23 protein-coding genes are annotated in these 24873 nt (G+C 62.6%); 9 read left to right on the top strand and 14 right to left on the bottom strand.

Translation table 11 applies throughout. The annotated features are described in order from the left end of the window. Positions 1–134: 134 nt before the first annotated feature. A complete protein-coding gene (locus EJ076_RS20395; RefSeq protein ID WP_126069077.1) occupies positions 135–581 on the top strand; it encodes a pyridoxamine 5'-phosphate oxidase family protein in 447 nt (148 codons plus the stop codon). Between the two features lie 147 nt (positions 582–728). Continuing rightward, positions 729–1376 carry a helix-turn-helix domain-containing protein gene (locus EJ076_RS20390; protein WP_126069076.1) on the top strand — a complete coding sequence of 216 codons (648 nt, stop codon included), beginning with the start codon at positions 729–731 and terminating at the stop codon, positions 1374–1376. Positions 1377–1545: 169 nt separating this feature from the next. Here the strand turns inward: EJ076_RS20390 and EJ076_RS20385 are convergent, their stop codons facing one another. The 8 genes from EJ076_RS20385 to EJ076_RS20350 all read right to left on the bottom strand — a co-directional run bounded on the left by EJ076_RS20385 (position 1546) and on the right by EJ076_RS20350 (position 10101). Continuing rightward, positions 1546–1848 carry a DUF982 domain-containing protein gene (locus tag EJ076_RS20385; protein WP_109669342.1) on the bottom strand — a complete coding sequence of 101 codons (303 nt, stop codon included), beginning with the start codon at positions 1846–1848 and terminating at the stop codon, positions 1546–1548. Positions 1849–1986: 138 nt separating this feature from the next. Further along, a complete protein-coding gene (locus EJ076_RS20380; RefSeq protein WP_126069075.1) occupies positions 1987–2973 on the bottom strand; it encodes a dipeptide ABC transporter ATP-binding protein in 987 nt (328 codons plus the stop codon). An 8-nt stretch (positions 2974–2981) separates the two neighbouring features. After that, positions 2982–3941: an ABC transporter ATP-binding protein gene (locus EJ076_RS20375; RefSeq protein ID WP_126069074.1), complete on the bottom strand. Its 960-nt coding sequence runs from the start codon at positions 3939–3941 to the stop codon at positions 2982–2984. Continuing rightward, positions 3938–4909: an ABC transporter permease gene (locus EJ076_RS20370; protein ID WP_126069073.1), complete on the bottom strand. Its 972-nt coding sequence runs from the start codon at positions 4907–4909 to the stop codon at positions 3938–3940. The genes EJ076_RS20375 and EJ076_RS20370 overlap by 4 nt, the downstream gene beginning before the upstream one ends. After that, the gene (locus tag EJ076_RS20365; RefSeq protein ID WP_126069072.1) at positions 4909–5925 is read right to left on the bottom strand and encodes an ABC transporter permease; all 1017 of its coding nucleotides are present in this window, start codon (positions 5923–5925) and stop codon (positions 4909–4911) included. The genes EJ076_RS20370 and EJ076_RS20365 overlap by 1 nt, the downstream gene beginning before the upstream one ends. A 22-nt stretch (positions 5926–5947) precedes the next feature. Then, positions 5948–7558 (bottom strand): ABC transporter substrate-binding protein, encoded by a 1611-nt coding sequence (locus tag EJ076_RS20360; protein WP_126069071.1) that lies wholly within the window; start codon positions 7556–7558, stop codon positions 5948–5950. Positions 7559–7626: 68 nt separating this feature from the next. After that, positions 7627–8532: a proline iminopeptidase-family hydrolase gene (locus tag EJ076_RS20355; protein WP_126069070.1), complete on the bottom strand. Its 906-nt coding sequence runs from the start codon at positions 8530–8532 to the stop codon at positions 7627–7629. Between the two features lie 54 nt (positions 8533–8586). Continuing rightward, entirely contained in the window at positions 8587–10101 is a 1515-nt protein-coding gene (locus EJ076_RS20350) for a leucyl aminopeptidase (RefSeq protein WP_126069069.1), read from the bottom strand. Positions 10102–10264: 163 nt separating this feature from the next. On the opposite strand from EJ076_RS20350, the gene EJ076_RS20345 reads away from it, so the two are divergent. Both EJ076_RS20345 and EJ076_RS20340 read left to right on the top strand, forming a co-directional pair. Then, entirely contained in the window at positions 10265–11242 is a 978-nt protein-coding gene (locus tag EJ076_RS20345) for a LysR family transcriptional regulator (RefSeq protein WP_245462842.1), read from the top strand. Positions 11243–11499: 257 nt separating this feature from the next. Next, positions 11500–12957: an NCS1 family nucleobase:cation symporter-1 gene (locus EJ076_RS20340; RefSeq protein ID WP_126069068.1), complete on the top strand. Its 1458-nt coding sequence runs from the start codon at positions 11500–11502 to the stop codon at positions 12955–12957. A 68-nt stretch (positions 12958–13025) separates the two neighbouring features. Here EJ076_RS20340 and EJ076_RS20335 read toward each other — a convergent pair whose 3' ends face one another. From EJ076_RS20335 to tpiA, 5 genes are all read right to left on the bottom strand, one after another. Further along, positions 13026–13571, bottom strand: coding sequence for a DUF1697 domain-containing protein (locus EJ076_RS20335; protein ID WP_126069067.1), 546 nt, complete (start codon positions 13569–13571; stop codon positions 13026–13028). Positions 13572–13675: 104 nt separating this feature from the next. Then, positions 13676–15313 carry a CTP synthase gene (locus EJ076_RS20330; protein WP_013531733.1) on the bottom strand — a complete coding sequence of 546 codons (1638 nt, stop codon included), beginning with the start codon at positions 15311–15313 and terminating at the stop codon, positions 13676–13678. A gap of 137 nt (positions 15314–15450) precedes the next feature. Continuing rightward, positions 15451–16578, bottom strand: a complete 1128-nt coding sequence (locus EJ076_RS20325; RefSeq protein WP_109668999.1) for a L,D-transpeptidase — start codon at positions 16576–16578, stop codon at positions 15451–15453. 211 nt (positions 16579–16789) lie between these two features. Next, complete coding sequence (gene secG, locus EJ076_RS20320; RefSeq protein WP_109669002.1) at positions 16790–17260, bottom strand: preprotein translocase subunit SecG; 471 nt, start codon at positions 17258–17260, stop codon at positions 16790–16792. Between the two features lie 170 nt (positions 17261–17430). Further along, on the bottom strand, positions 17431–18198 hold the full coding sequence (tpiA, locus tag EJ076_RS20315; RefSeq protein WP_126069066.1) for a triose-phosphate isomerase: 768 nt from the start codon (positions 18196–18198) through the stop codon (positions 17431–17433). Positions 18199–18342: 144 nt separating this feature from the next. On the opposite strand from tpiA, the gene EJ076_RS20310 reads away from it, so the two are divergent. The 5 genes from EJ076_RS20310 to glp all read left to right on the top strand — a co-directional run bounded on the left by EJ076_RS20310 (position 18343) and on the right by glp (position 23863). Further along, positions 18343–20235, top strand: a complete 1893-nt coding sequence (locus EJ076_RS20310) for a SurA N-terminal domain-containing protein (RefSeq protein ID WP_126069065.1) — start codon at positions 18343–18345, stop codon at positions 20233–20235. Further along, entirely contained in the window at positions 20232–21242 is a 1011-nt protein-coding gene (trpD, locus tag EJ076_RS20305) for an anthranilate phosphoribosyltransferase (protein WP_109669008.1), read from the top strand. The genes EJ076_RS20310 and trpD overlap by 4 nt, the downstream gene beginning before the upstream one ends. Positions 21243–21245: 3 nt before the next feature. Next, positions 21246–22094 (top strand): indole-3-glycerol phosphate synthase TrpC, encoded by an 849-nt coding sequence (trpC, locus tag EJ076_RS20300; protein WP_126069064.1) that lies wholly within the window; start codon positions 21246–21248, stop codon positions 22092–22094. A gap of 66 nt (positions 22095–22160) precedes the next feature. After that, positions 22161–22658: a cyclic pyranopterin monophosphate synthase MoaC gene (gene moaC, locus EJ076_RS20295; protein ID WP_126069063.1), complete on the top strand. Its 498-nt coding sequence runs from the start codon at positions 22161–22163 to the stop codon at positions 22656–22658. Next, on the top strand, positions 22658–23863 hold the full coding sequence (gene glp / locus EJ076_RS20290; RefSeq protein WP_126069062.1) for a gephyrin-like molybdotransferase Glp: 1206 nt from the start codon (positions 22658–22660) through the stop codon (positions 23861–23863). The genes moaC and glp overlap by 1 nt, the downstream gene beginning before the upstream one ends. A gap of 48 nt (positions 23864–23911) precedes the next feature. Here the strand turns inward: glp and EJ076_RS20285 are convergent, their stop codons facing one another. Continuing rightward, positions 23912–24742, bottom strand: coding sequence for an alpha/beta hydrolase (locus tag EJ076_RS20285; RefSeq protein WP_126069061.1), 831 nt, complete (start codon positions 24740–24742; stop codon positions 23912–23914). Between the last annotated feature and the right edge of the window lie 131 nt (positions 24743–24873).

Raw genomic sequence — 24873 nt, 5'->3', positions numbered from 1 at the left:
TGAATCATTTTGCGAAATTGCCGCTCATGCCGCTGCCCGCGAGCGGTAAGCCTGCCTTGATCGCGATCAATGACCGCCCCCCGGCGACTGGGCCAACAGTCTGTGGGACGGCCAATAAACTCAGGAGCTCGCACATGCTGATCCGCACATTATCCGCCCTAGAATGCACGAAAATGCTGACCGCCAACCGTGTCGGCCATCTGGCGTGCGCGAAGGATGGGCAGCCCTATGTGGTGCCGGTGCACTATGCGCACGCCGACAACCACCTCTACGCGTTTTCCATGCCCGGCAAGAAGATCGACTGGATGCGCGCCAATCCACTGGTGTCCGTCCAGGTGGGCGAACGCGGCCAGGGGCGAGGCTGGAGAAGCGTCGTCGTCGATGGCCGCTATGAAGAACTGCCGGACCGGATTGGTCACAAGCTCGAGCGCGACCACGCATGGTCGGTGTTGAGCAAGCACGCTGACTGGTGGGAGCCCGGCGCCCTCAAGCCGGTCATGCCTCCGGTGTCGGACAGCGCACCCCACGTTTTCTTTCGTATCTTGATCGAGCAGGTGTCGGGCCGCGAGGCGAGTGAATAGTTGTCTTCACTGCCGCGACCGGCGAAAGCGATGGCTGGACCGGTTCAAGAGGAGCGGCTCTAGGTAGTTTCCCGTAGGGATAAAACCGAATTTCGCGACCCACGGATTCGCGCGATTGCTGTGTCACGGATCAACCGGGAAACAGCCATGCACGCCTACACCGCCTCCAGAATTTCGCTGCCTTCACGGTCTGCCCTGCCCAACCGGCCGGAGGCTTTCGAGCCCGCGCTGCTGCAACCACTCGGCTTCTATCCCGCCGGCGCCGAAATCTACGCCCAGGGCGAAAAGGCCGGAGCCTTCTACCAGGTGGAATTCGGCGCCGTCCGCGTCTACCGCCTGCTTGCCGACGGCCGCCGGCAGATCAGTGCCTTTCATCTCGCCGGAGAGACATTCGGCTTCGAAGCCGACACGACGCACCATTTCTTTGCTGAAGCGATCAATTCCACCGGGGTCCGCGTCTTCCGCCTCACGGCTGGAGCGGACATGTCCCATCAGTTGCTGCCCCTGGCGCTAAAAGGGTTGACCAGAGCTCAGGAACACCTTCTGGTCCTGGGTCGCCAGAGCGCCATCGAACGCGTCGCCGCGTTCCTCGTCGACATAGCGGAGCGGCAGGGCGGATTGCGGCAGGTGGAACTACCAATGTCGCGTATGGACATCGGTGATTATCTCGGCCTCACCATCGAGACCGTGTCGCGGGTTTTCACCCGACTGAAGGACAAGGGCGTCATCCGCCTGCTCAACCTGCGCAGCGTCGAAATCGTCAGGCACGATGCGCTTCACAATATGAGCGAATGATCCGCGGTATTCAGTCAAGCGACCGCCGCCTCGGCCTCCGCAGTGATCGGCCGTGGATACGAAGGCGATCATCCTCGGGGTATTGACGACTGGGCATCGGCAACGGCGCAAGACAAGACCCGCGCTGCCGCGGCGCGAGACCTCGCAAAACCGTCAAGACAACAGGCGGCTAACGCCGCAGCGCGTACACGCTTGCCATGTTTTCGCCGGCCATCGGCAGCGCCATGTCATCATCGAGAAGGCGCGTGATGCGGGCAAAGCCCGTGAACGCTTTCCTTGCTTCCTCGGCCGACATCTGGCCCGACAAAGCGGCCGAGCAGCAATTCAGCGCGCACCGATAAACCGGACCGCGCCGTCCCGTCGGCCATTTCCGCAAGAACACCATGGCCTCGGCAACACTATCGATTTCTTCAGCAGGATGCCCCTGCCCGCGCGAAATTCGCACAGGCGAAAAGAAATGCAGATAATCCATCGTTTCCTCCCGGTCGACCGCGATGCGCTCGATCGAACCCCACCAAACGCACAATCCGCCAGTTGGTTCCACAAAAAAATGGAATCTTTAAAAATCTGTCAAGCGAATGCGATCACCGCGCGCGGTGATGAATGTCGCCTATACCGTCGGGAAGTGGCAGGCGACTTTGCGACCCGGTCGGTATTCCCTCAGTTGCGGCCGCTCCGAACGGCAGCGCTCCGCTGCGATCGGGCATCGGGGGTGGAAACGGCACCCGGACGGAGGGTTGAGCGGACTCGGTACGTCGCCGGTGAGAATGATGCGCTTGCGCGTTCCGCTGGGCGTCGTCTCCACAACGGGAACCGCCGAGATCAGCGCCTGGCTATAAGGATGGGCTGGTGCTGCAAACACCTCCTCCGCCGGCCCTTCCTCGACGATCGAGCCGAGATACATGACCGCGATGCGGGTCGACACCTGGCGCACGACGGACAAGTCGTGAGCGATGAAGATGTAGGTGAGGTGCAGCTTCTCCTGCAGATCGGCAAGCAGGTTGACGATTTGCGCCTGCACCGACACGTCGAGCGCGGAGACGGGTTCGTCCAACACGACGAGATCAGGGTTCAATGCAATGGCTCGGGCGATGCCGACACGCTGGCGCTGTCCGCCAGAGAATTCATGCGGATACCGCATGACATGATCAGGCTGCAGCCCGACGAGGTCGAACAGTACCGCTACGCGTTTGTTGATCTCGCTCGACGAAAGCTTGCTATGGATACGCAGCGGCTCGGCCACCAGGTCGCCGACGCGCCGGCGCGGATTGAGCGACGCCGACGGGTCCTGGAAAACCATTTGCAGGCGGCGCCGGAGCGGCCTGAGTTCGGACAGCGACTTCGAGGTGATGTCGTCACCTTCGAACAGAAGCTGGCCGTCTGATATGTCGTAGAGTCTCACCAGGCAGCGCGCCAGCGTGGACTTGCCGCATCCGGATTCGCCGACCAGCCCGACTGTCTCGCCGCGCCACACGGTCAGGGAAACATTGTCGACCGCATGCACGGTTCGCTTGCCTTCGGCAGAAAAACGGGTGCCGATCGAAAAACGCTTTCCCAGCGAACGCGTCTCGAGGATCGGGCGGTCTTTGTCGATCATCGGTCCGCTCATGCCTGTGCCACCCTGAAGCATGCCGCCGCGTGGGTGCCGCCCCTAAGGTCGGGCTTGCCGGCCGTGCAGGGCTCGTAGTGAACCGGGCATCGCGGACCAAAAGCACAGCCTTGCGGCAATCGCAGCAAGGACGGCGGCGAACCGGGAATGGCCGGCAGCCGCCGCGGTTTCTCGCCGGTCAGCGGCGGGATCGAACCGAGCAGCGCACGCGTATAGGGGTGTCGCGGATCGGAAAACAGCTCCGCGCGACTGCCGCGTTCCACCACCCGGCCGGCATACATGACCATGACGCGGTCGGCGAGTTCGGAGACCACGCCCATGTCATGCGTGATGAAGACAACCGCCGACTTGTGTGTCGCGCGCAGCTTGCGCACCAGGTCGAGAATGCCGGCCTGCACCGTGACGTCGAGCGCCGTGGTCGGCTCGTCCGCCACCAGCAGTGCCGGATTGCACGACAAAGCCATTGCGATCACCGCCCGTTGACGCATGCCGCCGGAAAGCTGGTGCGGGTAGCGCGACATCGCCTCGTGCGGGTTCGGAAAACTCACCTCGGCCAGCAGTTCTTCCACACGCTCCATAGCCTTGGACTTGCTGATGTTGCGATGCGCGCGGATCTGTTCGGCGATCTGCCAGCCAATCGTGTAGACTGGCGTCAGCGCGGTCATCGGGTCCTGGAAGATCATCGCGATCTCGTTGCCGCGCAGCCGCCTGAGTTCGCGCGCGGGCAGTCCCACGAGCTCGCGGCCCTTGTAGCGGATCGAGCCTTTTATCTCGGCGTTGGGATCGGTGATGAGGCCCATGACGGCTAGCAGCGACACCGTCTTGCCGGAACCGGATTCGCCGACGACACCGAGGATCTCGCTCTCTTCGAGGTCAAAGGAAACGCCATCGATGGCCCGCACCAGGCCGTCATTGGTGCGGAAAGACACCCTGAGGTCGCGCACCGACAGTATCATGATGTCCTCAGGCGCGGATCGAGAAGGATGTAGACGAAATCGATGACCGCATTGGCGATCACCACGAACATGGAAGCGTACATCACCGTTGCCATGATCATCGGCAGATCGAGATTCTGCAGCGCGTCATAGGTGAGCTTGCCGATGCCGTGCAGCCCGAACACCACCTCCGTCAGCAAGGCGGAGCCTCCCACTAGTGCGCCGAAGTCCAGGCCGAACAGGGTGACGAACGCAATAAGCGACGTGCGCAAGGCATGGCGCAGCAGGATGCGGGTCTCCGACAGGCCTTTGGCCCGAGCCGTACGGATATAGTCTTCCTGCAGGGTTTCGATGATCGCCGCGCGTAACACGCGCCCGTAAATGCCGATGTAGAGGATGGCCAGCGTGATCCACGGAATGACCAGGGTCAGGAACCAGCCTTTCGGATCGTCGGAGAAATTCTTGTAGCCGAGCGGTGGCACCCAAGAGAACGCCCAGCTGTCGTGATAGCGGCTCTGGGTGATCAGGTTCATGACCTCGCCCAGCCAGTAGACCGGCATGGAAATGCCGAGCAATCCCAGAGCCATCAGAAGCTTGTCCAGCCAGCTGTCGCGCGTGGCGGCAGCGACGATGCCGATGATGATGGAGACAACGACCCACAGGATCGCCGCCCCGAAGACCAGCGAAAGCGTGACCGGGATCGAATCCAGCACCGCCGGCACCACCTTCCAGCCACGATTGACGAAGGAGGTCAGATCGCCTGTGACGAAGATCTTCTCCATCATCTTCGCATATTGTACGTAGAGCGGCCGGTCGAAGCCGAAGCTGTGGCGCACCGCTTCCAGCACTTCGGGCGATGCATTGCGGCCGGCGATGCGCGCTGCCGGGTCGGCGCCCGGCGTTGCGAAGAAAATCAGGAAGACGATGACCGAGATGCCGAACATCACGAACAGCATCTGACCGAAACGGCGCAGGATTGCGTAGATCATCAGTCGCGCCCCAGCCGAACCTTGGAGCGCGGGTCGAGCGCATCGCGCAGCCCGTCGCCGAAGACATTCAGCGCCATGACGGAAACCGCGATCGCCAGGCCGGGCACCAGCGCCACCAGTGGCCGCGTGTAAAGCAGCGCCTGCCCATCCTGGATGATGGTGCCCCAGCTTGCGGCGGGCGGCTGCACACCGATCGAAAGGAAGGAAAGAGCTGATTCCGTAAGCATGTTCAGCGCCATCATCAGCGGCACGAAGACGATGAGCGTGGTGGTGACGTTGGGTAGGATATCGCGCCACAGGATCCTCGGACCCGGTACGCCCAGATTGATCGCCGCCAGCACGAACTCGCTGTTGCGCAGCGACAGAACCTGACCGCGTATCGGTCGCGCCACATAGGGCACATAGACGATGCCGATGATGATGACCGGCAGCCACAGACTGCCGGACTCGATCTCGATCGGCCCGATCCTGATGCCATGGGCGATGGTGACGATGGAAAGTGAAATCGCCAAGAGGTAGATCGGAAACGCCCACAGGACGTCCAGGAAGCGCGACAGCACCGTGTCGGTGACACCGCCGAAATAGCCGGCGATCAATCCCGCCGCCGTTCCCAGAATCAGGGTGAAGATGGTGGCTGCTCCGGAGATCAGCAGCGAGCTGAGCCCGCCATAGAGCATCCTGGCCATGACATCGCGCCCCTGGCTATCGGCGCCGAGGAAGTAATTGCCGAGCCGCCAGGTCGGGCCGAGCGGCGTGTAGCCAAGCCCGAGCCCTTCCGTCGATTGTTCCATGACCGGAACGTCGGCGCCGTCGATCTGGATGACGGCGTCGAGGGTCGAGGCAAATGGGTCCACGCCGGCCCATTTCGCGTAGAGAGGCGCACTGAGACAGGCAAGGACGATGAGGAGGAACACGGCCAGGGATGCCATGGCAGCCCTGTCCCTTGCCAGCTTCGCAAACGCGACGGCCCAGGGCCCTCGCGTCTTGCGCGGCGCGGCGACAGCTACGTTCGACACCGGCGTGCCCCTCCGCAGTTCGTTACTGCACCCAGGACTGGGTGATCATCCAGTTGAACTGCCGGTTGAACTTGAAATTGCCAAGGCGTTTGCTGACGAAGTCAAGCCGCTTCGGCGTGAAAAGGCCAACGGCCGGCGCCTTGTCCGTGACTTGCCTGTCGACTTCGGCCCACAATTTGTCGGCGGCTTTCTGGTCGGTCACGCCGAGGTCCAGCGCCTTTTGCATCTTGGCGTCGATCTCCTTGTCGCAGAAGCCGGCGATGTTGATCGACGCGTCCGAACCTTCACGGAAGGAGGCGCAGCTGAACAGGATGTTCAGGAAGTCCGAAGCCGCGGGATAGTCCTTGTACCATTGGGTGACGGACATCTGCACTTTGTTGTTGGTGTTCTGAATGTAGGTGAACTGGATGTTGGACGAGATCGGCTTGACGTCGGCGACATAGCCGATGCTGGTCAGCACGGTCTGCAGATAGACACCGATGGACCGCGAAATGGCGGTGTCCTCGACGATGATGGTCACCTTCTGACCCTTGGTGCCGGATTCCTCGACGAGCTGCTTCGCCTTGTCGAGATCAGGCGCCGACCATTTGGCGCCTGGATTCTTGGTGAAGGGGCAATAGTCTTCATGGCCAGGGAAGTCCGGCGGCAGGACCTGACAGACCGGCGAGGCCAGCACCTTGCCACCGAACAGCTTGACCAGCGTGTTGCGGTCGATCGCATAGGCAACGGCCTGACGGGCCTTTTCATTGTCGAACGGCGCGAGACGGTTGTTCAGCGGCGCGTACCACCACGCTGAGAGCGGCGAGATGTGCAGCTGGTCCATGGACCTGCTGCCAAGTTCGCCCAGGCGGTCGCTCGGCAGCGCGTCGAACATCCAGTCCGCCTCGCTGTTCTGGATCGCCGTGACGGCTGCTTCCTCGGACAGGCCGAAATCATACTGGACGACATCCGGATAGCCGTCCGGCTGCGCTTCCTCGCTCCACTGCTTGAAATTGGGGTTGCGGGAAACCGTCATGCCCTTGTTGGGGTCGAAAACGGAGATCATGTACGCGCCGGTGCTGGGAATGGGCTTGGAACCCATGTCTTCCGCGGGCGTATCCGCCGGCAGGACCACGGCATGGGGCAAGGCAAGCTTGTAGAGCAGCTCGGCATCCGGCTTGGTGATGTTGATGGTGATGGTGCCGGCCGCTTCGTCAGCGACAACGCCGCCTTCCAGAGTGCAGCTCTTGGTGTCGGCCAAGCATTTGTCGGCGCCGACGATGCCGGCATAGAAAGTGCCGGAGGTCGGCCCGGAAACCTTGAAGATGCGCTGGAAGGAAGCGACAACGTCCTTGACGCCAAGGTCCTGACCGCTGGAGAACTTGATGCCCTTGCGCAGCTTGAAGGTGAAGGTTTTGCCGTCATTGCTGACCTGCGGCAGGGCCTCGGCCAGATCGGGAACAATGGTGAAGCCGTCCATGCCTTCGGCCTTGCGGAAGGCCACCAGGCCGTCATAGATCGGCTGGTACATCTGCCAGCCCTGGTCGGTGTAATTGATGTGCGGATCGAGCGTTCCCGCCGCGGAGCGGGCCAGAAGGCGAATGGTGCCGCCGCGGTGCTCCTTGAGATATTCGGCCTGTGCCGGGCCAGCCATGTGCCGGCCAGCAATGCGGCAGCTGACGCCGCCAGAAGCAGTTTCTTCATGCCTTTATTCCCCTTTTTTCAGTTGTCGTTGTGGTCCAGGAAGTCTCCCACCACCCGCATGCATAGATCCTGCTCTTCGACATGCGGCATGTGGCTGGAATGCTCGAATATCTCCCAGCGCGACCCTCTGATGCCGTCCTTGTAGGGCTGCACGGTCGCGGGCGTGGCCTCGTCGTGACGTCCGGAGATGATCAGTGTGGGAACATCGATGGCCGGCAGGCGGTCGACGATGCTCCAATTCTTCAGCGTTCCGATGACATGGAACTCGTTCGGCCCATTCATCAGATGATAGACTGTCGGATTGCGCACGACCTGGGCGAAACTCTCGGTGACTTCAGGCGGGAAAGGCACGACCCGGCAGACATGCCGCTCGTAGAACGCCATCGTCGCCGCCTGGTACGCCGGATCGTCCGTGGTGCCGGCCTGCTCGTGCCGGGTCAGTGTCTCCTGCACATCCCCCGGCAGGTCGGCGCGCAGCCGGTTGGCCTCTTCGACCCACAGCTTCATAGAAGCGGGCGAATTGGCGATGGTCAGCGACTTCAGACCCTGCGGCCGCGTGACCGCATATTCGGCACCCAGCATGCCGCCCCAGCTCTGGCCGAGCACGTGGAAGCCGACCCGAATGCCAAGGTGGTCGACCAGGTTTTCAAGCTCATCGATGAAGAGCCGAGGTGTCCAGAAATCGGCGCCTTTCCCAGGCAACAAAGTGGAATTGCCGCAGCCCAATTGGTCGTAGTGGATGACGGCGCGATCTCTTCGGGCAAGAAGCCTGTAGGCATCGACATAGTTGTGGGCGACACCCGGCCCGCCGTGCAGGATCACCACCGGGGCCTTTTCGCCACCAAGTTCGCCGGAGATTCGATACCAAGTCTCGTAGGCACCGAAAGCGGCCCGTCCTTCCTTGCCGATGATCTCAGATGACATCCCAGTTCCCAGTGCGATTGAAGGCATCTTGTATTTGTCCGTGACGGCGGGCGCCTAGCTCATGTTGCGGGTGACCTGCACCCACTCTTCCAGCATTTGCACGCCAAATGCCGTGGCACCTTGCCTGCCAAGAGGCCGATCCGTATCGGTCAGTTCCTTGCTGGCGATGTCGAGATGCACCCAGGGGCGATCTTCCGTGAAATGGCGCAGGAAGGCCGCGGCATAGGGAGCGTCGCCGTCTTCCATGTCCTTGGCATGATGCCGCAGGTCGGCAAATGGCGATTGCAGACCCTCATCGTAGGCCCGGTCGAGCGGCAGCCGCCAGAATCGCTCGCCGACCGTTTCTCCGGCCGCGATCATCTGTGACGCGATGGCATCGTCGGTGCTGAACAGGCCGGCAAATATCGACCCCAGGCCACGTGTCACCGAATAGGTCAGCGTCGCCAGATCGACGATCACCGAAGGGTTGAAGCGCGTGGCCGCATAGTGGAGGCAGTCGGCCAGAAGCAGGCGTCCTTCCGCGTCCGTGTCGAACACTTCCACGGTCTGTCCCGAGGCCGTCGTGATGATGTCGCGCGGTTTGAGCGCGGTGCCGGACGGCATGTTCTCGGCGATACCAAGAACGCCGACAACGTGTACCGGGCTGCCTTGCCGGGCGAGCGCTATCAGCAGGCCGACCACCGCCGCCGCCCCACCCATATCGGCCTTCATGTCGAACATCTGCGCCCCGCCCTTGATGCAGAGGCCACCGGAATCGAAACAGACGCCCTTGCCGACGAAAGCGAGCGGTTGGGCGGGAGCACCCTTGCCGCGATAGCGCAGGACAGCAACCCGTGGCGGCCGTGCCGAGCCCGACCCAACGGCCAGGAGCGCATTCATGCCGAGCTCTTTCAGTTGCGCGGCATCGAGCATTTCGATGTCGATGCCGGCTTCACGAAGCGGTTCCAGATGGTCGTGGAAATTGTCGGGGTGGAGATGGTTCGGCGGCAAATTAACCAGGGTCCGTGCATATTCGACACCATCCGCGATGGCATTGATCCGCGCCAGCGCCGAGGTCAGGTCCGGGCCGCCTGCCCCGACCAGTTTCACCCGCAAGGTTCGATCCGCTCCCGCCCCTTGCCGCCGGTTGCGCATGTCGAAACGATAGCGCCGCAACCGCATGCCAAGCGCGACACGCGCCAGGATTTCGGCGCCGGACAGGTCAACGCCGGCGATGGGGTCCAGGACCAGGGTGGCCGCGCATTCCCCCTTGCCTTCCAGATGCGCGGCAAGCAAACCGCCGGCGCGCGCCAAGGACAGGGTCGTTACGGCTTCAGCTTTGCCCAAGGCCAGGACGATCACGCGCTTGGTCGATACCGCTTGCGGGGCGATAAGATCGATGCAGGTGCCGGATTCGGCCAAGGCGGCCGGGTCGGAGCAGGCACGCGACAGAATCCCGCTCATCTCAACGTCCAGAGCCGCTGCCCGGGGGCCAAAGCCTGTTTGGGCAGTTTGCAAAATCACAACGACGGAGGTTTCCGCGGAAATCTCGTCCGCGGTTTCGAAGACCGGCGCTGGCGATTGAGGCATAGGCTGGTGTTCTCTCCAATTTGCAGCGATACCGAGCAAAGCTTCGCTCTCCACCGGTGAGACTGGTCAAGCCGGTCTCAGCCGTTGATGGTATGGTGCCGGTGTCCCCAAATAGTCGTTTCTTGAGACGACTTAGTTACTCTTGCCTTTTGGGTATCCCCTAATGGGGCAGGCGATCAAACGCCAATTCTGCCCATGTCGATTGACAAAAACTCAACTGACAATTCATGATCGGCCAATGGCCCTACCCTCACTCAATGGCATGCGCGCTTTCGAGGCCGCCGCTCGCCTCGGCAGCGTCAAGGACGCGGCGGAAGAATTGCATCTGACGCCCTCAGCTGTCAGCCGCCACATCCGTGCGCTTGAAAGGAATCTCGGCCAGGACCTGTTCGAGCGCGGCTTTCGCCAGATAACGCCAACCATCAGGGGCTCTTACTATGCGCGTAGCCTCTCCGAGGCGTTCGAGGCCATCTGGCGCGCCACCGACGACGTCAGCCTCTCCGAGGGCTCGCGCCACAGCAAGATCCAACGTGTCCGGGTCTTGTGCGTACCGGCCGTTCTGAACCTTTGGCTGGCGGACAGGTTACCGAACTTTCGCCGGTTGCATCCGTCCGTGGATCTGGAGATCTCCACTTCAGGCAAGCGGGCCAATTTCGATTTGGCCATTGTCGACGAGTTCGTCTACAAGGCCGGCCCGGCTTTGACACTGCTGATCCCACTGCTGCTGACGCCGGTCTGTGCGCCTTCGCTGCTGGAGGGGCCGGTGCCGCTGCGATCGCCAGCCGATCTGGTCAATCATCATTTGATCCATGAATGCGAGACCATGAGGTGGAAGCGGTGGCTGGAACAGGAAGGTGTTTTGGACACGACGCCGAAATCCAGCACAACACTGGATGACTGCACGCTGATCATGCGCGAGGCGATCAATGGCGCTGGAATAGCGCTTGCGGACACGATGATGGCGCAAGATTTTCTGCAGCAAGGCAAACTTGTCGCCCCGTTCCGTGCCCGCCACACCTACCCGGCCGGCATTTACCTGCATCAGCGCCGCAGCATCGGCAACAAGCCAGGCACCGGCCTGTTTCAGGATTGGCTGCTCGCCGAAGTCGCGGACCACAAGCGGGTGATGACCATCGCTTAGACGGACTCTGCCGTTGCCGGCGGATGTCGGGAGTGCCGGGAGCTGCTTCAGATTGAAATCCCAACGTCGAATTTCGAATCATCGATCGCCAAGTGCAGAGGCGGCCCACCATCGCGGCCCGTCGATAATCGCAGTTCGCATTGAATATCTTTAAGGCCAAAGCCGGCAAATAGGTTGCTTGTCCGTTCCCCGGCGTCAGGCTTAACCTGCACGCGGCCAACGCGTGAGGGCGCGTGCTGCAAAAGGGGAACATTGCAATGACAATACAGGGTGCTTCACCTGATCTGTACAACGAGGATCTGGCTCCAGCCAAAATCCGAAACTGGGGACCATTCTCGATCTTCAACGTCTGGACGTCGGACGTTCACAGCCTCTGGGGCTACTATCTGGCGGCAAGCCTGTTCCTGTTCTGCGGCGGCTTCGTCAACTTCATCATCGCCATCGGCATCGGTTCGCTGATCATCTACGTGATGATGAACATGGTCGGCTATGCCGGGGTCAAGACCGGCGTGCCCTACCCCGTGCTAGCCCGCGCCTCCTTCGGTATCTGGGGCGCCAACATACCGGCGCTGGTGCGCGCCGTCGTCGCCTGCTTCTGGTATGGCGCACAGACGGCCGCCGCCTCCGGCGCCATCGTGGCGCTTTTGATACGTTCACAATGGTTCGCCGACTTCAACGCCAGCACGCATTTCCTCGGCCATACTGGCCTCGAAGTGATCTGTTTCGTGGTCATCTGGGCGCTGCAACTGCTGATCATCCAGAACGGCATGGAAACAGTGCGCCGCTTTCAGGACTGGGCCGGGCCAGCGGTCTGGGTGATGATGCTGGTGCTGGCGATCTATCTCTGCGTCAAATCCGGGAGATTTGCCTTCACCAGCGACATCCCGATGGATGTGCTGCTGGACAAGACCAAGGATGCGGGCGTGCCCGGCACGCCGGGTTCCTGGACATCGCTGTTTGCGGTGGCGGCGATCTGGGTCACCTACTTTTCCGCGCTCTATCTCAATTTCTGCGATTTCGCCCGTTACGCGCCAGACAAGGCATCGCTGCGTAAGGGCAACATCTGGGGCTTGCCGATCAACCTGATCCTGTTCTCGCTGGTCGCCGGCGTCACCACCATTGCCGCCTTTGACGTCTATGGCGAAGTGCTGCTGCATCCCGACCAGATCTCGGCGAAATTCGACAGCTGGTTCCTGGCAGCACTCGCAGCCTTGACCTTTGCAGTAGCAACACTCGGCATCAATGTGGTGGCAAACTTCGTCTCGCCGGCCTTCGACTTCTCCAACGTCTTTCCCCGGCAGATCGACTTCAAGAAGGGCGGCTACATCGCGGCCGTCATCGCGCTCGTGCTCTATCCCTTTGCGCCATGGGAAGGCAGTGCAGCTTCCTTCGTCAACATCATCGGCGCGACGATGGGGCCGATCTTCGGGGTGATGATGGTCGACTACTATCTGATCCGGAAGGGCGAGGTCGACGTCGAGGCGCTCTATCGCGAGGACGGCGAGTTCCGCTTCCAGGGCGGCTGGCACGTCAACGCCTTCATCGCAGCCGGCATCGGCGCCATTTTCTCATCGATCCTGCCGAACTTCACCAACTGGCTGCCGTCCTGGTGGGGCGTCTATGGCTGGTTCTTCGGCGTGGCGATTGCCGGCATCATCTACTATGTGCTGCGCACCGCCGCTTTGGGCGCCGGAGCGAAGACGGCAAAGGCTTGAAAATGAGGCAGTAGGTGCTGGCGAGCAGAGAACAGCTTGCCTACTGCCTACTGCCTACTGCCTACTGCCTACTGCCTACTGTCCACCATCTCGACCAGTCTGCGCACGGTGTTCCAGTTGCGCGAGGTGCCGATGCCCATGCGTTTGTGGTTGGTCGCCGCAAGCAGCCGCGAACTTGGCCTCTCGCGTGAAAAGACGACCCAGATGTCTCCGCCGACCGACACAACCTTCTCGTTCTCGGCGATATAGGTTTGGAGCGCCGCCACGGCGTCCACGGGTGCAGGTTTGCGCATCACCCGCACGGCCACCTGGTCGCCTGCCTCGGCGGATTCGTCCGGAAACGGATTGCCGGCGGCAAGCTTCAGCCAGTCCTCGGCACCGCGCACGATGATATCGACATGGCGGCCGAAGGTCTTTTCGAAGGCTGCTTCCAGCCGCCGTTCCAGATCGGCGATGTCCGTTGCCGGCGCCTCGAACAACAGATTGCCGGTCGCCACCAGCGTGCGCGGGTTGTTCAGCCCGAGCTCCTCGGCCATGGCCTTGAGGTCGGCCATGACGACCCGTCGCCCCTCGCCCAGGATGATGCTGTAAAGCAGCGCGACATAGGTCTGCATAGTCCGACCGGCCTAGAGCATGATGCCGAAAAGTGTGAAGCGGTTTTCTCGGACAAACGGGCACCGTTTGTCCAGACATCATGCTCTATCTCTTTGATTTAGAGCTACACTAGTCGGCTCTGTTCCACCGCCGCCTCGATGAAACTGGCAAACAGCGGATGCGGGTCGAGCGGCCGGCTTTTCAGTTCCGGGTGATACTGCACGCCGATGAACCAGGGATGGTCGGGATACTCGACCGTTTCCGGCAGCACGCCGTCGGGCGACATGCCGGCAAACACCAAGCCGCAATCCTCGAGCCGCTCCTTGTAGTCGACATTAACCTCGTAGCGGTGGCGATGGCGCTCGGAAATCTGCGTGTCGCCATAGATCTCGGCGATCTTGGATCCCTTGGCGAGCTCGGCCTGATAGGCGCCGAGCCGCATCGTGCCGCCGAGATCGCCGGTTTCGCGGCGCTTCTCCAGCATGTTGCCTTTCAGCCATTCGGTCATCAGGCCGACGACCGGTTCCTCAGTCGGACCGAACTCGGTCGAGGACGCATGCTCCACGCCGGCCAGCGACCGCGCCGCCTCGATGCAAGCCATCTGCATGCCGAAGCAGATGCCGAAATACGGCACTTTTCGCTCACGCGCGAATTTCGCCGCCAGGATCTTGCCTTCGGAGCCGCGCTCGCCAAAGCCGCCGGGAACCAGGATGCCATGCACCTTTTCCAGCCAGGGCGTCGGATCCTCCTTTTCGAAGATCTCCGATTCGATCCAGTCGAGCTTGACCTTGACGTGGTTGGCCAGGCCGCCATGCGAGAGCGCTTCGATCAGCGATTTGTAGGCATCCTTGAGGCCGGTATATTTGCCGACCACGGCGATAGTGACCTCGCCTTCGGGATTGTGGATGCGGTTGGACACCGCCTGCCAGGGCTCCATGCGCGGCTTCGGCGCCGGATCGATGCCGAAGGCGGCCAGCACTTCCGAATCGAGCCCTTCCTTGTGATAGGCCATCGGCACATCGTAGATATGCGGCACGTCGAGCGCCTGGATCACGGCACTTTCGCGCACATTGCAGAACAGCGACAGCTTTCTGCGCTCTTCCTTGGGGATGGCGCGATCGGCGCGGACCAGCAGGATGTCGGGCGCGATACCGATGCCGCGCAGTTCCTTGACCGAATGCTGGGTCGGCTTGGTCTTCAACTCGCCGGCCGTCGGGATGTAGGGCATCAGCGTCAGATGGACGTAGACGGCGTTGTTGCGCGGCAGGTCGTTGCCGAGCTGGCGTATAGCCTCGAGGAACGGCATCGCCTCGATATCGCCGACCGTGCCGCCGATCTCGCACAGCACGAAATCATAGTCGTCATTGCCGTTGAGGACGAAATTCTTGATCTCGTCGGTGACATGCGGAATGACTTGCACGGTGGCGCCGAGATAGTCGCCGCGCCGCTCGCGCTCTATGATGTTCTTGTAAATCCGGCCGGTGGTGATGTTGTCCTGCTGATTGGCGGAGCGGCCTGTGAAGCGCTCGTAATGGCCAAGATCGAGATCGGTTTCCGCACCGTCGTCGGTGACGAAAACCTCGCCATGCTGATACGGCGACATCGTGCCCGGATCGACATTCAGGTAGGGATCGAGTTTTTTGATGCGTGCGCGATAGCCTCGCGCCTGCAGGAGAGCCCCAAGGGCCGCTGCGGCTATGCCTTTTCCAAGTGAGGAAACCACGCCGCCTGTGATGAATACATATCGCGCCATGGGAGTCATCGCTTAACGCGGCCGGATTGATTCCGCCAGAGAAAAAACCACCGCGAAGGCTTTTTCCCAAGAAGGCGCTCGGGTCGTGAACAGGGCAAAACAAAAGGGCCGGCTGAGCCGGCCCTTTCGGCAGAATGATGGAAACGTCAGATGATAACGACCTTGGTGCCGACCCTGACGCGGCTGTAGAGGTCCATGACGTGCTCGTTGATCATGCGGAAGCAGCCATTCGAGGCGCTGGTTCCGATCGACTGCGGCGCGATGGTGCCGTGGATGCGCAGATGCGTGTCCTTCTTGCCGTCATAGAGATAGATAGCGCGTGCGCCGAGCGGATTCTGACCACCGCCAGGCATGCCGTCCTTGTACTGGCCGTAATGCTTCGGCTCGCGCTTCTGCATGTCCAGCGTCGGGATCCAGCGCGGCCATTCCTGCTTGTCGCCGACCGCAACCGTGCCCTTGAACTGCAGGCCTTCGCGGCCGACCGCAATGGCATAGCGGCGCGCGGTCGAGGACGATTCGACGAGGTAGAGGCGCCGCGCGCTGGTGTCGATGACGATGGTGCCGGCATCGTAACCGGTAAACTCCACGTCCTGCGGCACGAATTCCGGCTTCACCTTGAACTGCTTCTTGGCTTCCTTCTTGGCGAGAGCCTGGTCGAGAGCCCGTGTCTCGGGAAGATATGAGATCGACGACCCGGACGAGGTGCCGCCGAAGAGACCGGCGAACAGACCGCCGCTGCTCGGCTGCTTCTGGCCGATGACCTCGCTGCGCAGCTCGCCATTATTGCCGGTCAAGGCGACGTTCATCGCCTCCGCGGGAAGCGGCTCGGCCGACTGGATCGGCGCGATCGATTCGATTGGCTCGACGATCTTGGCAGCCTGCTTCTTGGCCGGCTTGGCATCGGCCACCTCGGTCGCCTGCGCGTTCTTGCCCCTCTTGGCCAGGAACGCCTGCCGTTCCGCGTCGGCCTTGGCCTTGGCCGCCTCGCGCATCGCCAGTTTCCTGGCTTCGAGCGCCTTGGCTTTGGCGGCTTCCTTGTCGGCAACGATCTTGGCCTCGATCTTCTTGATCTGGGCGAGGTCGTCCGGCGTCGGGTTTTTCTTCTTCTTGAGAAGCTTCAACTGCGTCGCATCACTTTTGACGGCGACGTTGATGGCGGAGGTTGTTTCAACCGAAGGCTGTGCGGCCATATTGGCCGGAACGCCAGCGAAAGCGGGGGAACTCATGCCGAGTGCGGCGCAAAGTCCCAGGAAAATGAAGCTGCGAAGCTGCATGGCGAAGATCCGATCGTTCTATGCTTGTTGCCCACGGCGTCGCCCAGCGCCCCCCAAGGGCGCCGGAAATGCCGCGCGCAATCTATAGTCGAATAAGCGCGGGGGCCTCAAGCGTGAGGTCGTGCCTCACCCAGTCGAATCTTTGTGATCCTGCTGCATTTGCCGCGACTGTGTTCAAACGAGCACATATCGCGGCTTCAGGCGCCGAAGACTACTGGTTCGGGACCTGCGGAGTCGCCGGCGCGGCAGGAGCGGCGCCATTGGTTGCCGGCGGCGCCGAACCAGCGGCAGGCGCCATGGCCGGGGCAGTCGCCGGAGCCGCAGCGTCGTTGCCGGATGGCGGCGTCGGCTTGGCGTTACCGGCAGGCGCCGGGGTGGTCGTGCCGGGCAATTGGTTGAGCACGCCCTTGCCGGCACCATCCGATGTCGCCGGCACTCGGTCGAGGATGTCGATCGGCTTCTCGCCGTAGCGGGCAACGATCGACAGTGTCAGCGACGTGGCGAAGAAGGCAGCCGCCAGGATCGCCGTCGCACGCGTCAGCGCATTGGCTGCGCCGCGCGCGGTCATGAAGCCGGATCCGCCACCGATGCCGAGGCCGCCGCCTTCGGAACGCTGCAGCAGCACTACGCCGACAAGGGCGAGCACGACCATGAGATGGATGACGATCAGTACGGTTTCCATAGTTTATCCTGGCAAGGCCTTGCCCGGCCGCGGACACGACCGGTGAATTGGAGGCGGCTCAATACAATGCTTTGACGGCATTTCCAAGCCCGTGGCCGGAATATGGGAAGCAACCCGCCCTTTGCAACGATTTCCGGCGCCGGAAGCCCCGTCCGGCGTGGCAAATGTCTTCAAGCAATATTGCGATAAGCCTCGGCGATGGCGAGAAAATCAGCCGCTTTCAGGCTGGCGCCGCCGACAAGGGCGCCGTCGACATTCCTGACGCCGAGCAGTTCGACCGCGTTGGAGGGCTTGACCGAGCCGCCATAGAGAATGCGCACCTTCGCCGCAACGCTGCCGAGCTTTTCCGACAGCTTTTCGCGGATATGTGCGTGTGCTTCAGCCACATCGGCGGCGGTCGGCGTCAGGCCGGTGCCGATCGCCCATACCGGCTCATAGGCAATGATGGTGTTGGACGGGGTAGCGCTTGGCGGCACCGAGCCGTCGACCTGCCGCGACAGCACGTCGAGCGTCGCGCCCGATTCACGCTGCTGCAGCGTCTCGCCAATGCAAATGATGGCCACAAGCCCGGCGCGCCAGGCGGCGGAGGCCTTGGCCTGGACCGTCGCGTCATCCTCGCCGCGTTGCTCGCGGCATTCCGAATGGCCGACGATGACATGGCTGGCGCCGGCATCCTTGAGCATTTCCGCCGAGATGCAGCCGGTGTAGGCGCCGCTCTCCTTGGTGTGGCAATCCTCGCCGCCGGCATGCACCGGCGTGCGCGACAGGATCTCCGCGGCGTGGGCAAGCAGGGTCGCGGGAACGCAAACCAGCGCCTCGGTCTCCGCATCGAGCCCGCTCATGAAACCGTTGCCGATCATCCTGAGCTCGTTGAGGGAGGCACTGGTGCCGTTCATTTTCCAGTTGCCGGCGACGAGCGGGCGAATTCCTGGTGTCATGGGTTTGCTTCTCCGGGCAATATCGGGCTCTGGACCTCACTACCAAAATCAGGCCACAAAGCAATCGACAGTGGACCGGAAGGGCGCTATTGCGCTTGTTTCAGACTCGGCGCATGCGAAAATGCGCATAAATCGGAAGTAAAAATGCTTGGTATATTGAGAAGCGCGGCAGGCACCTGGGTCGCGAAGGGGCTGTTGGTGTTGCTGGTGCTCAGCTTTTTGGTCTGGGGCATTTCCGGACGGCTGATGGGCGGTTTCGCCGGCCATGATTCGGTTATAACCGCTGGCGGCACCAAAGTGTCGATCAACGAATACCGTCTCGCCTATGATCGCCAGCTCGCCGTCATGTCGCAGCAGTTCGGCCAGCGTCTCAGCCACGAACAGGCAAAGGCGCTCGGCGTCGACAACCAGGTGCTGGCTCAGCTCGTTTCGGGCGCCGTTCTCGACGAACAGGCACGCAAACTGGGCCTCGGACTTTCCAAGGATCGGCTGGCCGAGCTGACGCGCGAAGACCCGGCATTCAAGGGCCCAGGCGGCCAGTTCGACCGCAAAACATTCGAATACATGCTGCGGCAGGTTGGCATGCGGCCCGAGGACTATCTGAAGAACCGTGCCCAGGTGGCGGTGCGCCAGCAGATCGTCGAAGCGGTCTCGGATGGCCTCAAGGCTCCGGACACTTTCTTCAAGGCGGTTGCGCTTTATCGCGGCGAAGACCGCACCATCGACTATTTGACCCTGCCCAAGGCACTGGTGGAGCCGATCCAGGCGCCTTCCGACAGCGTGCTTTCAGCCTATTTCGAAGCCAACAAGAAGACATACGCCGCGCCTGAATACCGCAAATTCTCCTATGTCCGCCTCGAACCGGTCGACATCATGGACACGACCGCCGTCACCGACAGCCAGGTCAGCGACGACTACAACAAGAACAAGGCGCGCTACACCACGCCGGAACTGCGCACCATCGAGCAGCTTGTGTTCAAGACGCCGGATGCGGCCAAGGCCGCGTTCGATTCGCTCAAGGCCGGCGCCACCTTCGACAAGCTCGTCACGGCGGAAGGCAAGACCCCGGCCGATACGCTGCTCGGCACGCTGGCCAAGGACAAGATCGCCGACAAGGCTGTCGCCGACGCGGCCTTCGCGCTCAATGCCAACGAAGTCAGTCAGGTCGTGCAGGGCGCCTTCGGCCCGGTGCTGCTGCGCGTCACCGAAATCAAGCCCGAGGTGGTGAAGCCGCTGACCGAGGTGTCCGACCAGATACGCAAGGACCTGGCGCTGGGCGAGGCAAGCCGCATCCTTCTGGACGTGCGTGACAGCTATGAAGATACCCGCGCCGCCGGCAGTTCGCTGGCCGACGCCGCCACCAAGCTGAAGCTGAAGCTCATCACCATCGACGCCATCGATCGCAGCGGATTGCGGCCTGACGCGAGCATCGTCAAGGACCTGCCGCAATCGCCGGAACTGATCAAGGCTGTCTTCGATGCCGAACCCGGCACGGAGAACGAAGCTTTGACCACGGCAGACAATGGTTTTGTCTTCTACGAAGTGGCTTCCGTCACGCCGGCTCGCGACCGCACGCTGGACGAGGTCCATCAGAAAGCCGTCGCCGACTGGACGGCAGCTGAGACCACCAAGCGGCTCGCCGCCAAGGCTGACGAGCTCGAAAAGCGGCTCAAGGCCGGTGCCACGCTCGACGTTATTGCCAGTGAGCTCAAGCTGGAGAAGCAGACCAAGCGCGGCGTCAAGCGCGAGGCCGACGATGTCGATTTCGGCAAGGAGGGTGCGGCGGCGATGTTCGGCGTCGGCGAAGGCGGCACCGGCCTGATCCCCTCGCCCACCGGCGACGGTCAGATCCTGTACAAGGTCGCCGAAGTGTTCGAGCCCGCCGGGGCCGATGCCAGCTCGGTGCCGGACGATGCGCAGAAATCCTTCACCTCCGGCATGTCGGATGACCTGCTCGATCAGCTGGTGGCGCAGTTGCAGACGCAGTACGACGTTCGCATCGATCAGGCCGCCGTTGCCCAAGCCTCGACAAGATGAGCGCGCTGAAAACCCATATCGCCAAGGTCGCGACCGGCAGCGCGCTTTCCTTCGAGGAAGCGCGCGAGGCCTTCGACATCATCATGTCGGGTGACGCCACGCCCGGCCAGATCGGCGGCTTCCTGATGGCGCTGCGCGTGCGCGGCGAGACGGTGAGCGAGCTTTCCGCCGCCGTCGCCACCATGCGCGCCAGGATGCTGCGTGTCGACGCACCGGACGGCGCCATCGACATCGTCGGCACGGGCGGCGACAATTCCCACAGTGTCAACATTTCGACGGCATCGGCCTTCGTCATCGCCGGCAGCGGCGTGCCCGTCGCCAAGCATGGCAATCGCGGTCTGTCCTCGCTGACAGGGTCCGCCGACGTGCTGATTGCGCTTGGCGTCAAGATCGACATCTCGCCCGAATTCATCGGCCGTTGCATCCATGAAGCGGGCGTCGGCTTCATGTTCGCGCCCGCGCACCACCCGGCAATGAAGTATGTAGGGCCGACCCGAGTCGAGCTCGGCACCCGCACCATCTTCAACCTGCTCGGGCCTCTCATCAATCCGGCTGGCGTCAAACGGCAGATGGTCGGCGTGTTCCTGCCGGAATGGATTCTGCCGGTGGCCGAGACGCTGAAGGCGCTGGGCGCCGAGCATGCCTGGGTTGCCCATGGCGACGGCTATGACGAGATCACCACCACCGGCGAGACGCAGGTCGCCGAACTGATCGGCGGCGAGATCCGCAGCTTCACGCTAACCCCTGAAGCGGTTGGGCTGGCGCGCCATACCAAGGATGAATTGCGCGGCGGCGACGCGGCCTACAACGCCACGGCATTGCGCGATATGCTGGGCGGTGCTGCCGGCGCCTATCGAGACACCGTGCTGATGAATGCCGGCGCCGGCCTGGTCGTTGCGGGCAAAGCGACGACGCTTGGTGACGGCATCGCGTTCGCCGCGCAAGCCATCGACAGCGGCCGGGCCCTGCAAGTGCTCGACAGGCTGGTCGAGATTTCGAACGGATAAAACGTGTCTGATATTCTTCGCAAGATCGAGGCCTACAAGCGCGACGAGATCGCGGCGGCAAAGGCACGTGTACCGCTGGTCGAAATCAAGGCGCGGGCAAAAGATGCCGACGCACCGCGCGGCTTCCTTGCCGCGCTTGAGGCAAAGCGCAGATCCGGCGCCTTTGCGCTGATCGCCGAAATCAAGAAGGCGAGCCCTTCCAAGGGGTTGATCCGGGCCGATTTCGATCCGCCAGCATTGGCGCAGGCCTATGAGAAAGGCGGCGCCGCCTGTCTTTCGGTGCTGACCGACGCGCCGTCTTTCCAGGGCGCGCCGGAGTTTCTCACCAAGGCGCGAGCCGCCGTCGCCCTGCCCGCACTGCGCAAGGATTTCCTGTTCGATCCGTATCAGGTCTACGAAGCCCGCGCCTGGGGCGCTGATGCCATCCTGATCATCATGGCGAGCGTTAATGACGCCCTGGCGAGCGAGCTTGAGACAACGGCATTCGAACTCGGCATGGATGCGCTGATCGAGGTGCATGACGAGGCCGAGACGCTGCGCGCGGTAAAACTGTCATCGCAGTTGATCGGCATCAACAACCGCAATCTGAGAACATTCGAAACCAGCCTTAAAACGTCGGAGCGGCTGGCGCCTATGGTACCGGGCGGCCGCCTGCTGGTCAGCGAGAGCGGTATTTTCAGCCATGACGACTGCCTCAGGATGCAGAAGACCGGCATCGACACCTTCCTCGTCGGCGAGAGCCTGATGCGGCAACAGGATGTCACCGCGGCCACGCGCCTGCTGCTGACGGGCAAGGCAGCGGATGCATCGGCCCGAAAATCGGAATCGATTTTCGGAGAGCACGATGCATAGATTCCAAGTGATAGAGCGTACTTTGTGCGTCCGAATGGACGCACGTCGCTCTATGGTGGTCTGACGATGACATCGGCCCTCACCCATCTTGGCGCCCAGGGCGAGGCCAACATGGTCGATGTCGGCGACAAGGCAGAGACGACGCGTACGGCGATCGCCGAAGGCTTTGTCGCGATGCAGCCCGAGACCCTGACCATGATTCTCGCTGGCAACGCCAAGAAGGGCGATGTGCTCGGCACCGCGCGCATCGCCGGCATCATGGCGGCAAAGAAGACCCATGAACTGATCCCGCTCTGCCATCCGCTGCTGCTGACCAAGGTTTCCGTCGACATCGAGCCCGACCATGCTTTGCCGGGACTGAAGGTCACCGCACTCGCCCGCGTCACCGGCAAGACGGGCGTCGAGATGGAAGCGCTGACGGCCGCCTCCGTCGCTTGCCTGACCATCTACGACATGGCCAAGGCGGTGGATCGCGCCATGGTCATCTCCGGCATCCGGCTGGTCGAAAAGACTGGCGGCAAGTCAAGCGACTATAAGGCCGGCGACCACAAGGCGAGTTCCTAATGGCGCTGGTTCCGGTCGCCGAGGCGCTCGAGCGCCTGCTCGAAGGCGCTGCGCCGCTGGCCGGCGAAAGCGTTCCGCTCCTCGAGGCCGCGGATCGTGTGCTGGCGGAACCGGTCATTGCGCTGCGCACCCAGCCGCCCTTCAATGCTTCCGCCATGGACGGCTATGCGGCGCGTGCCGCCGATGTGGCGTCGGTGCCATCGAGACTTTCTGTGATCGGCATGGCCCCAGCCGGGCGTGGGTTTGACGGCGTGGTCGGCAAGGCACAGGCGGTGCGCATCTTCACCGGCGCGCCGCTTCCCGAAGGCGCCGACACCATCGTCATCCAGGAAAATGTCAGGGATCTCGGCGGCGGCGACATCGGAGTAACCGAACCGACCGCTGAAGGACGCAACATCCGCCGCATCGGGCTCGATTTTTCAAAGGGCGACGTGCTGCTGGAAAAAGGCCGCGTGCTCGACCCGGCGGCGCTGTCGCTGGCGGCATCGGCCAACCACCCCCGGGTCGGCGTGGTAAAACGGCCGCTGGTCGCCATCATCGCCACCGGCGACGAATTGTTGCCGCCCGGCAGCGAACTCGGGCCGGACCAAATCATCTCGTCCAATGCCTATGGCGTTGCCGCCGCCGCACAGTCCGTCGGCGCCCGCGCGCTCGATCTCGGCATTGCCGCCGATCGCAAGGATGTGATCGCCGCGCTGGTCAGACAAGCGGTCGCGGCCGGCGCCGATGTCATCGTGACGCTTGGTGGCGCCTCGGTCGGCGACCACGACCTGATCCACGATGTGCTGACCGGCGAAGGCATGACGCTCGGCTTCTGGAAGATCGCCATGCGCCCCGGCAAGCCGCTGATGTTCGGCCGCCTCGGCGATATCAGGTGCATTGGCCTGCCCGGCAACCCGGTGGCAAGCCTGGTCTGCTCGCAGCTGTTCCTGAAGCCGCTGCTGGCGCGGCTCGGCGGCCGCGACCATCGCCAGGACATACGCTCGGTGCGATTGGGCGCCGCAATGCCGGCCAATGACCTGCGCCAGGATTATGTGCGGGCCGTGGTCAGGGAAGATGACGGCGCGCTGGTGGCGACGCCGTTCGGCATCCAGGATTCCTCGATGCTGAGAATGCTGGCCGACGCCAACGGGCTGATCGTGCGGGCGCCCTTTGCCCCCGCAGCAGCCGCAGGCGGGGCTTGCAGCGTGCTGATGCTGCGCTGAGGAACCCCAGACAAGCCCTTCATAACAGACGAGAAAATGATCTCGGCTCTATTCCGAGATCAGGGTCCGGGTTAGCGGATGCGCCGGATCGGCAAGGCCGTCGACAATGTCGTAATGATGCCGGTCGGGCTCGACCACGGTGCTGGTGATGGCGCCAAGGCCGGTCCAGATGTTGGCAAGCAGAGCATTCTGGCGCAGGAATTCGGCGCGCTCGCCGCCACCGGCCCAGCAGGTGATGCGGGCACCATCCATGGGCCGCAGCAGCGCCGGGCTTTCCGTCAGCGCCTCGTGCTCGTCGATAGCCAGCGCCGCGTTCATGCCGGTGCGCATGAGCGGACGCAGGTCATGCAGGCCCGAAATCGAAACGACATGACGTATGCGCCGCGCCACATCGGCCGCCAGGGGCGTTGATAGGGTCACCATGCGGCTGGCGAGATGGCCGCCGGCCGAATGCCCGGTCAGCATCAGCGGTCCCCCGACCATTGCCGCTGCCTTGCCGATCGCCGTGCCGATTTCGCTGACGATGCCGGCGATGCGTATGTCCGGGCACAGCGTGTAGGAGGGCATCGCAACGGCGAAGCCGCTGCCGACCGCGCCATTGGCGAGGTGCGACCACGTGCTCTTGTCGGACTCCAGCCAGTAACCGCCATGGATGAACACCACGAGCCCCTTGGGAGCGGCTTTGGGAAGGAAAATATCCAACCGATTGCGCGGTCCGTCACCATAGGCGATGTCGAGCCGTGCCCGGCCCTCTGCCGAAAGCGCATTGCGAAACGCTTGCGCGGGTTCCGCCCACGCTGCCGGCCAGCGATCGCTGCCGGCAATGTTCGCGCCGTTGGCATAGGCGCTGTCCCAATCGGCAATGTGACGTTCGAACATCGGCACCCTCCCCCGGAATGGCTCGTTTCTGCGCTAGCAATGGCCACCGCCATGCCATGCGTCAATGCTCCAGACCAAAAACATTTTAGGCTTGAAACAAATTTCGACTGGTGCGATCCTGCCCTGACGAA

Source organism: Mesorhizobium sp. M7D.F.Ca.US.005.01.1.1 (assembly GCF_003952545.1).
Taxonomy (GTDB): Bacteria; Pseudomonadota; Alphaproteobacteria; order Rhizobiales; family Rhizobiaceae; genus Mesorhizobium; species Mesorhizobium loti.
This window is presented reverse-complemented; position numbering and strand designations above follow the sequence as displayed.

Coding starts and splice junctions, on each gene's coding strand:
- EJ076_RS20395 (WP_126069077.1), top strand. CDS start 135: ATGCTGATCCGCACATTATCCGCCCTAGAATGCACGAAAATGCTGACC.
- EJ076_RS20390 (WP_126069076.1), top strand. CDS start 729: ATGCACGCCTACACCGCCTCCAGAATTTCGCTGCCTTCACGGTCTGCC.
- EJ076_RS20385 (WP_109669342.1), bottom strand. CDS start 1,848: ATGGATTATCTGCATTTCTTTTCGCCTGTGCGAATTTCGCGCGGGCAG.
- EJ076_RS20380 (WP_126069075.1), bottom strand. CDS start 2,973: ATGATCGACAAAGACCGCCCGATCCTCGAGACGCGTTCGCTGGGAAAG.
- EJ076_RS20375 (WP_126069074.1), bottom strand. CDS start 3,941: ATGATACTGTCGGTGCGCGACCTCAGGGTGTCTTTCCGCACCAATGAC.
- EJ076_RS20370 (WP_126069073.1), bottom strand. CDS start 4,909: ATGATCTACGCAATCCTGCGCCGTTTCGGTCAGATGCTGTTCGTGATG.
- EJ076_RS20360 (WP_126069071.1), bottom strand. CDS start 7,558: ATGGCTGGCCCGGCACAGGCCGAATATCTCAAGGAGCACCGCGGCGGC.
- EJ076_RS20355 (WP_126069070.1), bottom strand. CDS start 8,532: ATGTCATCTGAGATCATCGGCAAGGAAGGACGGGCCGCTTTCGGTGCC.
- EJ076_RS20350 (WP_126069069.1), bottom strand. CDS start 10,101: ATGCCTCAATCGCCAGCGCCGGTCTTCGAAACCGCGGACGAGATTTCC.
- EJ076_RS20345 (WP_245462842.1), top strand. CDS start 10,265: ATGGGGCAGGCGATCAAACGCCAATTCTGCCCATGTCGATTGACAAAA.
- EJ076_RS20340 (WP_126069068.1), top strand. CDS start 11,500: ATGACAATACAGGGTGCTTCACCTGATCTGTACAACGAGGATCTGGCT.
- EJ076_RS20335 (WP_126069067.1), bottom strand. CDS start 13,571: ATGCAGACCTATGTCGCGCTGCTTTACAGCATCATCCTGGGCGAGGGG.
- EJ076_RS20330 (WP_013531733.1), bottom strand. CDS start 15,313: ATGACTCCCATGGCGCGATATGTATTCATCACAGGCGGCGTGGTTTCC.
- EJ076_RS20325 (WP_109668999.1), bottom strand. CDS start 16,578: ATGCAGCTTCGCAGCTTCATTTTCCTGGGACTTTGCGCCGCACTCGGC.
- secG (WP_109669002.1), bottom strand. CDS start 17,260: ATGGAAACCGTACTGATCGTCATCCATCTCATGGTCGTGCTCGCCCTT.
- tpiA (WP_126069066.1), bottom strand. CDS start 18,198: ATGACACCAGGAATTCGCCCGCTCGTCGCCGGCAACTGGAAAATGAAC.
- EJ076_RS20310 (WP_126069065.1), top strand. CDS start 18,343: ATGCTTGGTATATTGAGAAGCGCGGCAGGCACCTGGGTCGCGAAGGGG.
- trpD (WP_109669008.1), top strand. CDS start 20,232: ATGAGCGCGCTGAAAACCCATATCGCCAAGGTCGCGACCGGCAGCGCG.
- moaC (WP_126069063.1), top strand. CDS start 22,161: ATGACATCGGCCCTCACCCATCTTGGCGCCCAGGGCGAGGCCAACATG.
- glp (WP_126069062.1), top strand. CDS start 22,658: ATGGCGCTGGTTCCGGTCGCCGAGGCGCTCGAGCGCCTGCTCGAAGGC.
- EJ076_RS20285 (WP_126069061.1), bottom strand. CDS start 24,742: ATGTTCGAACGTCACATTGCCGATTGGGACAGCGCCTATGCCAACGGC.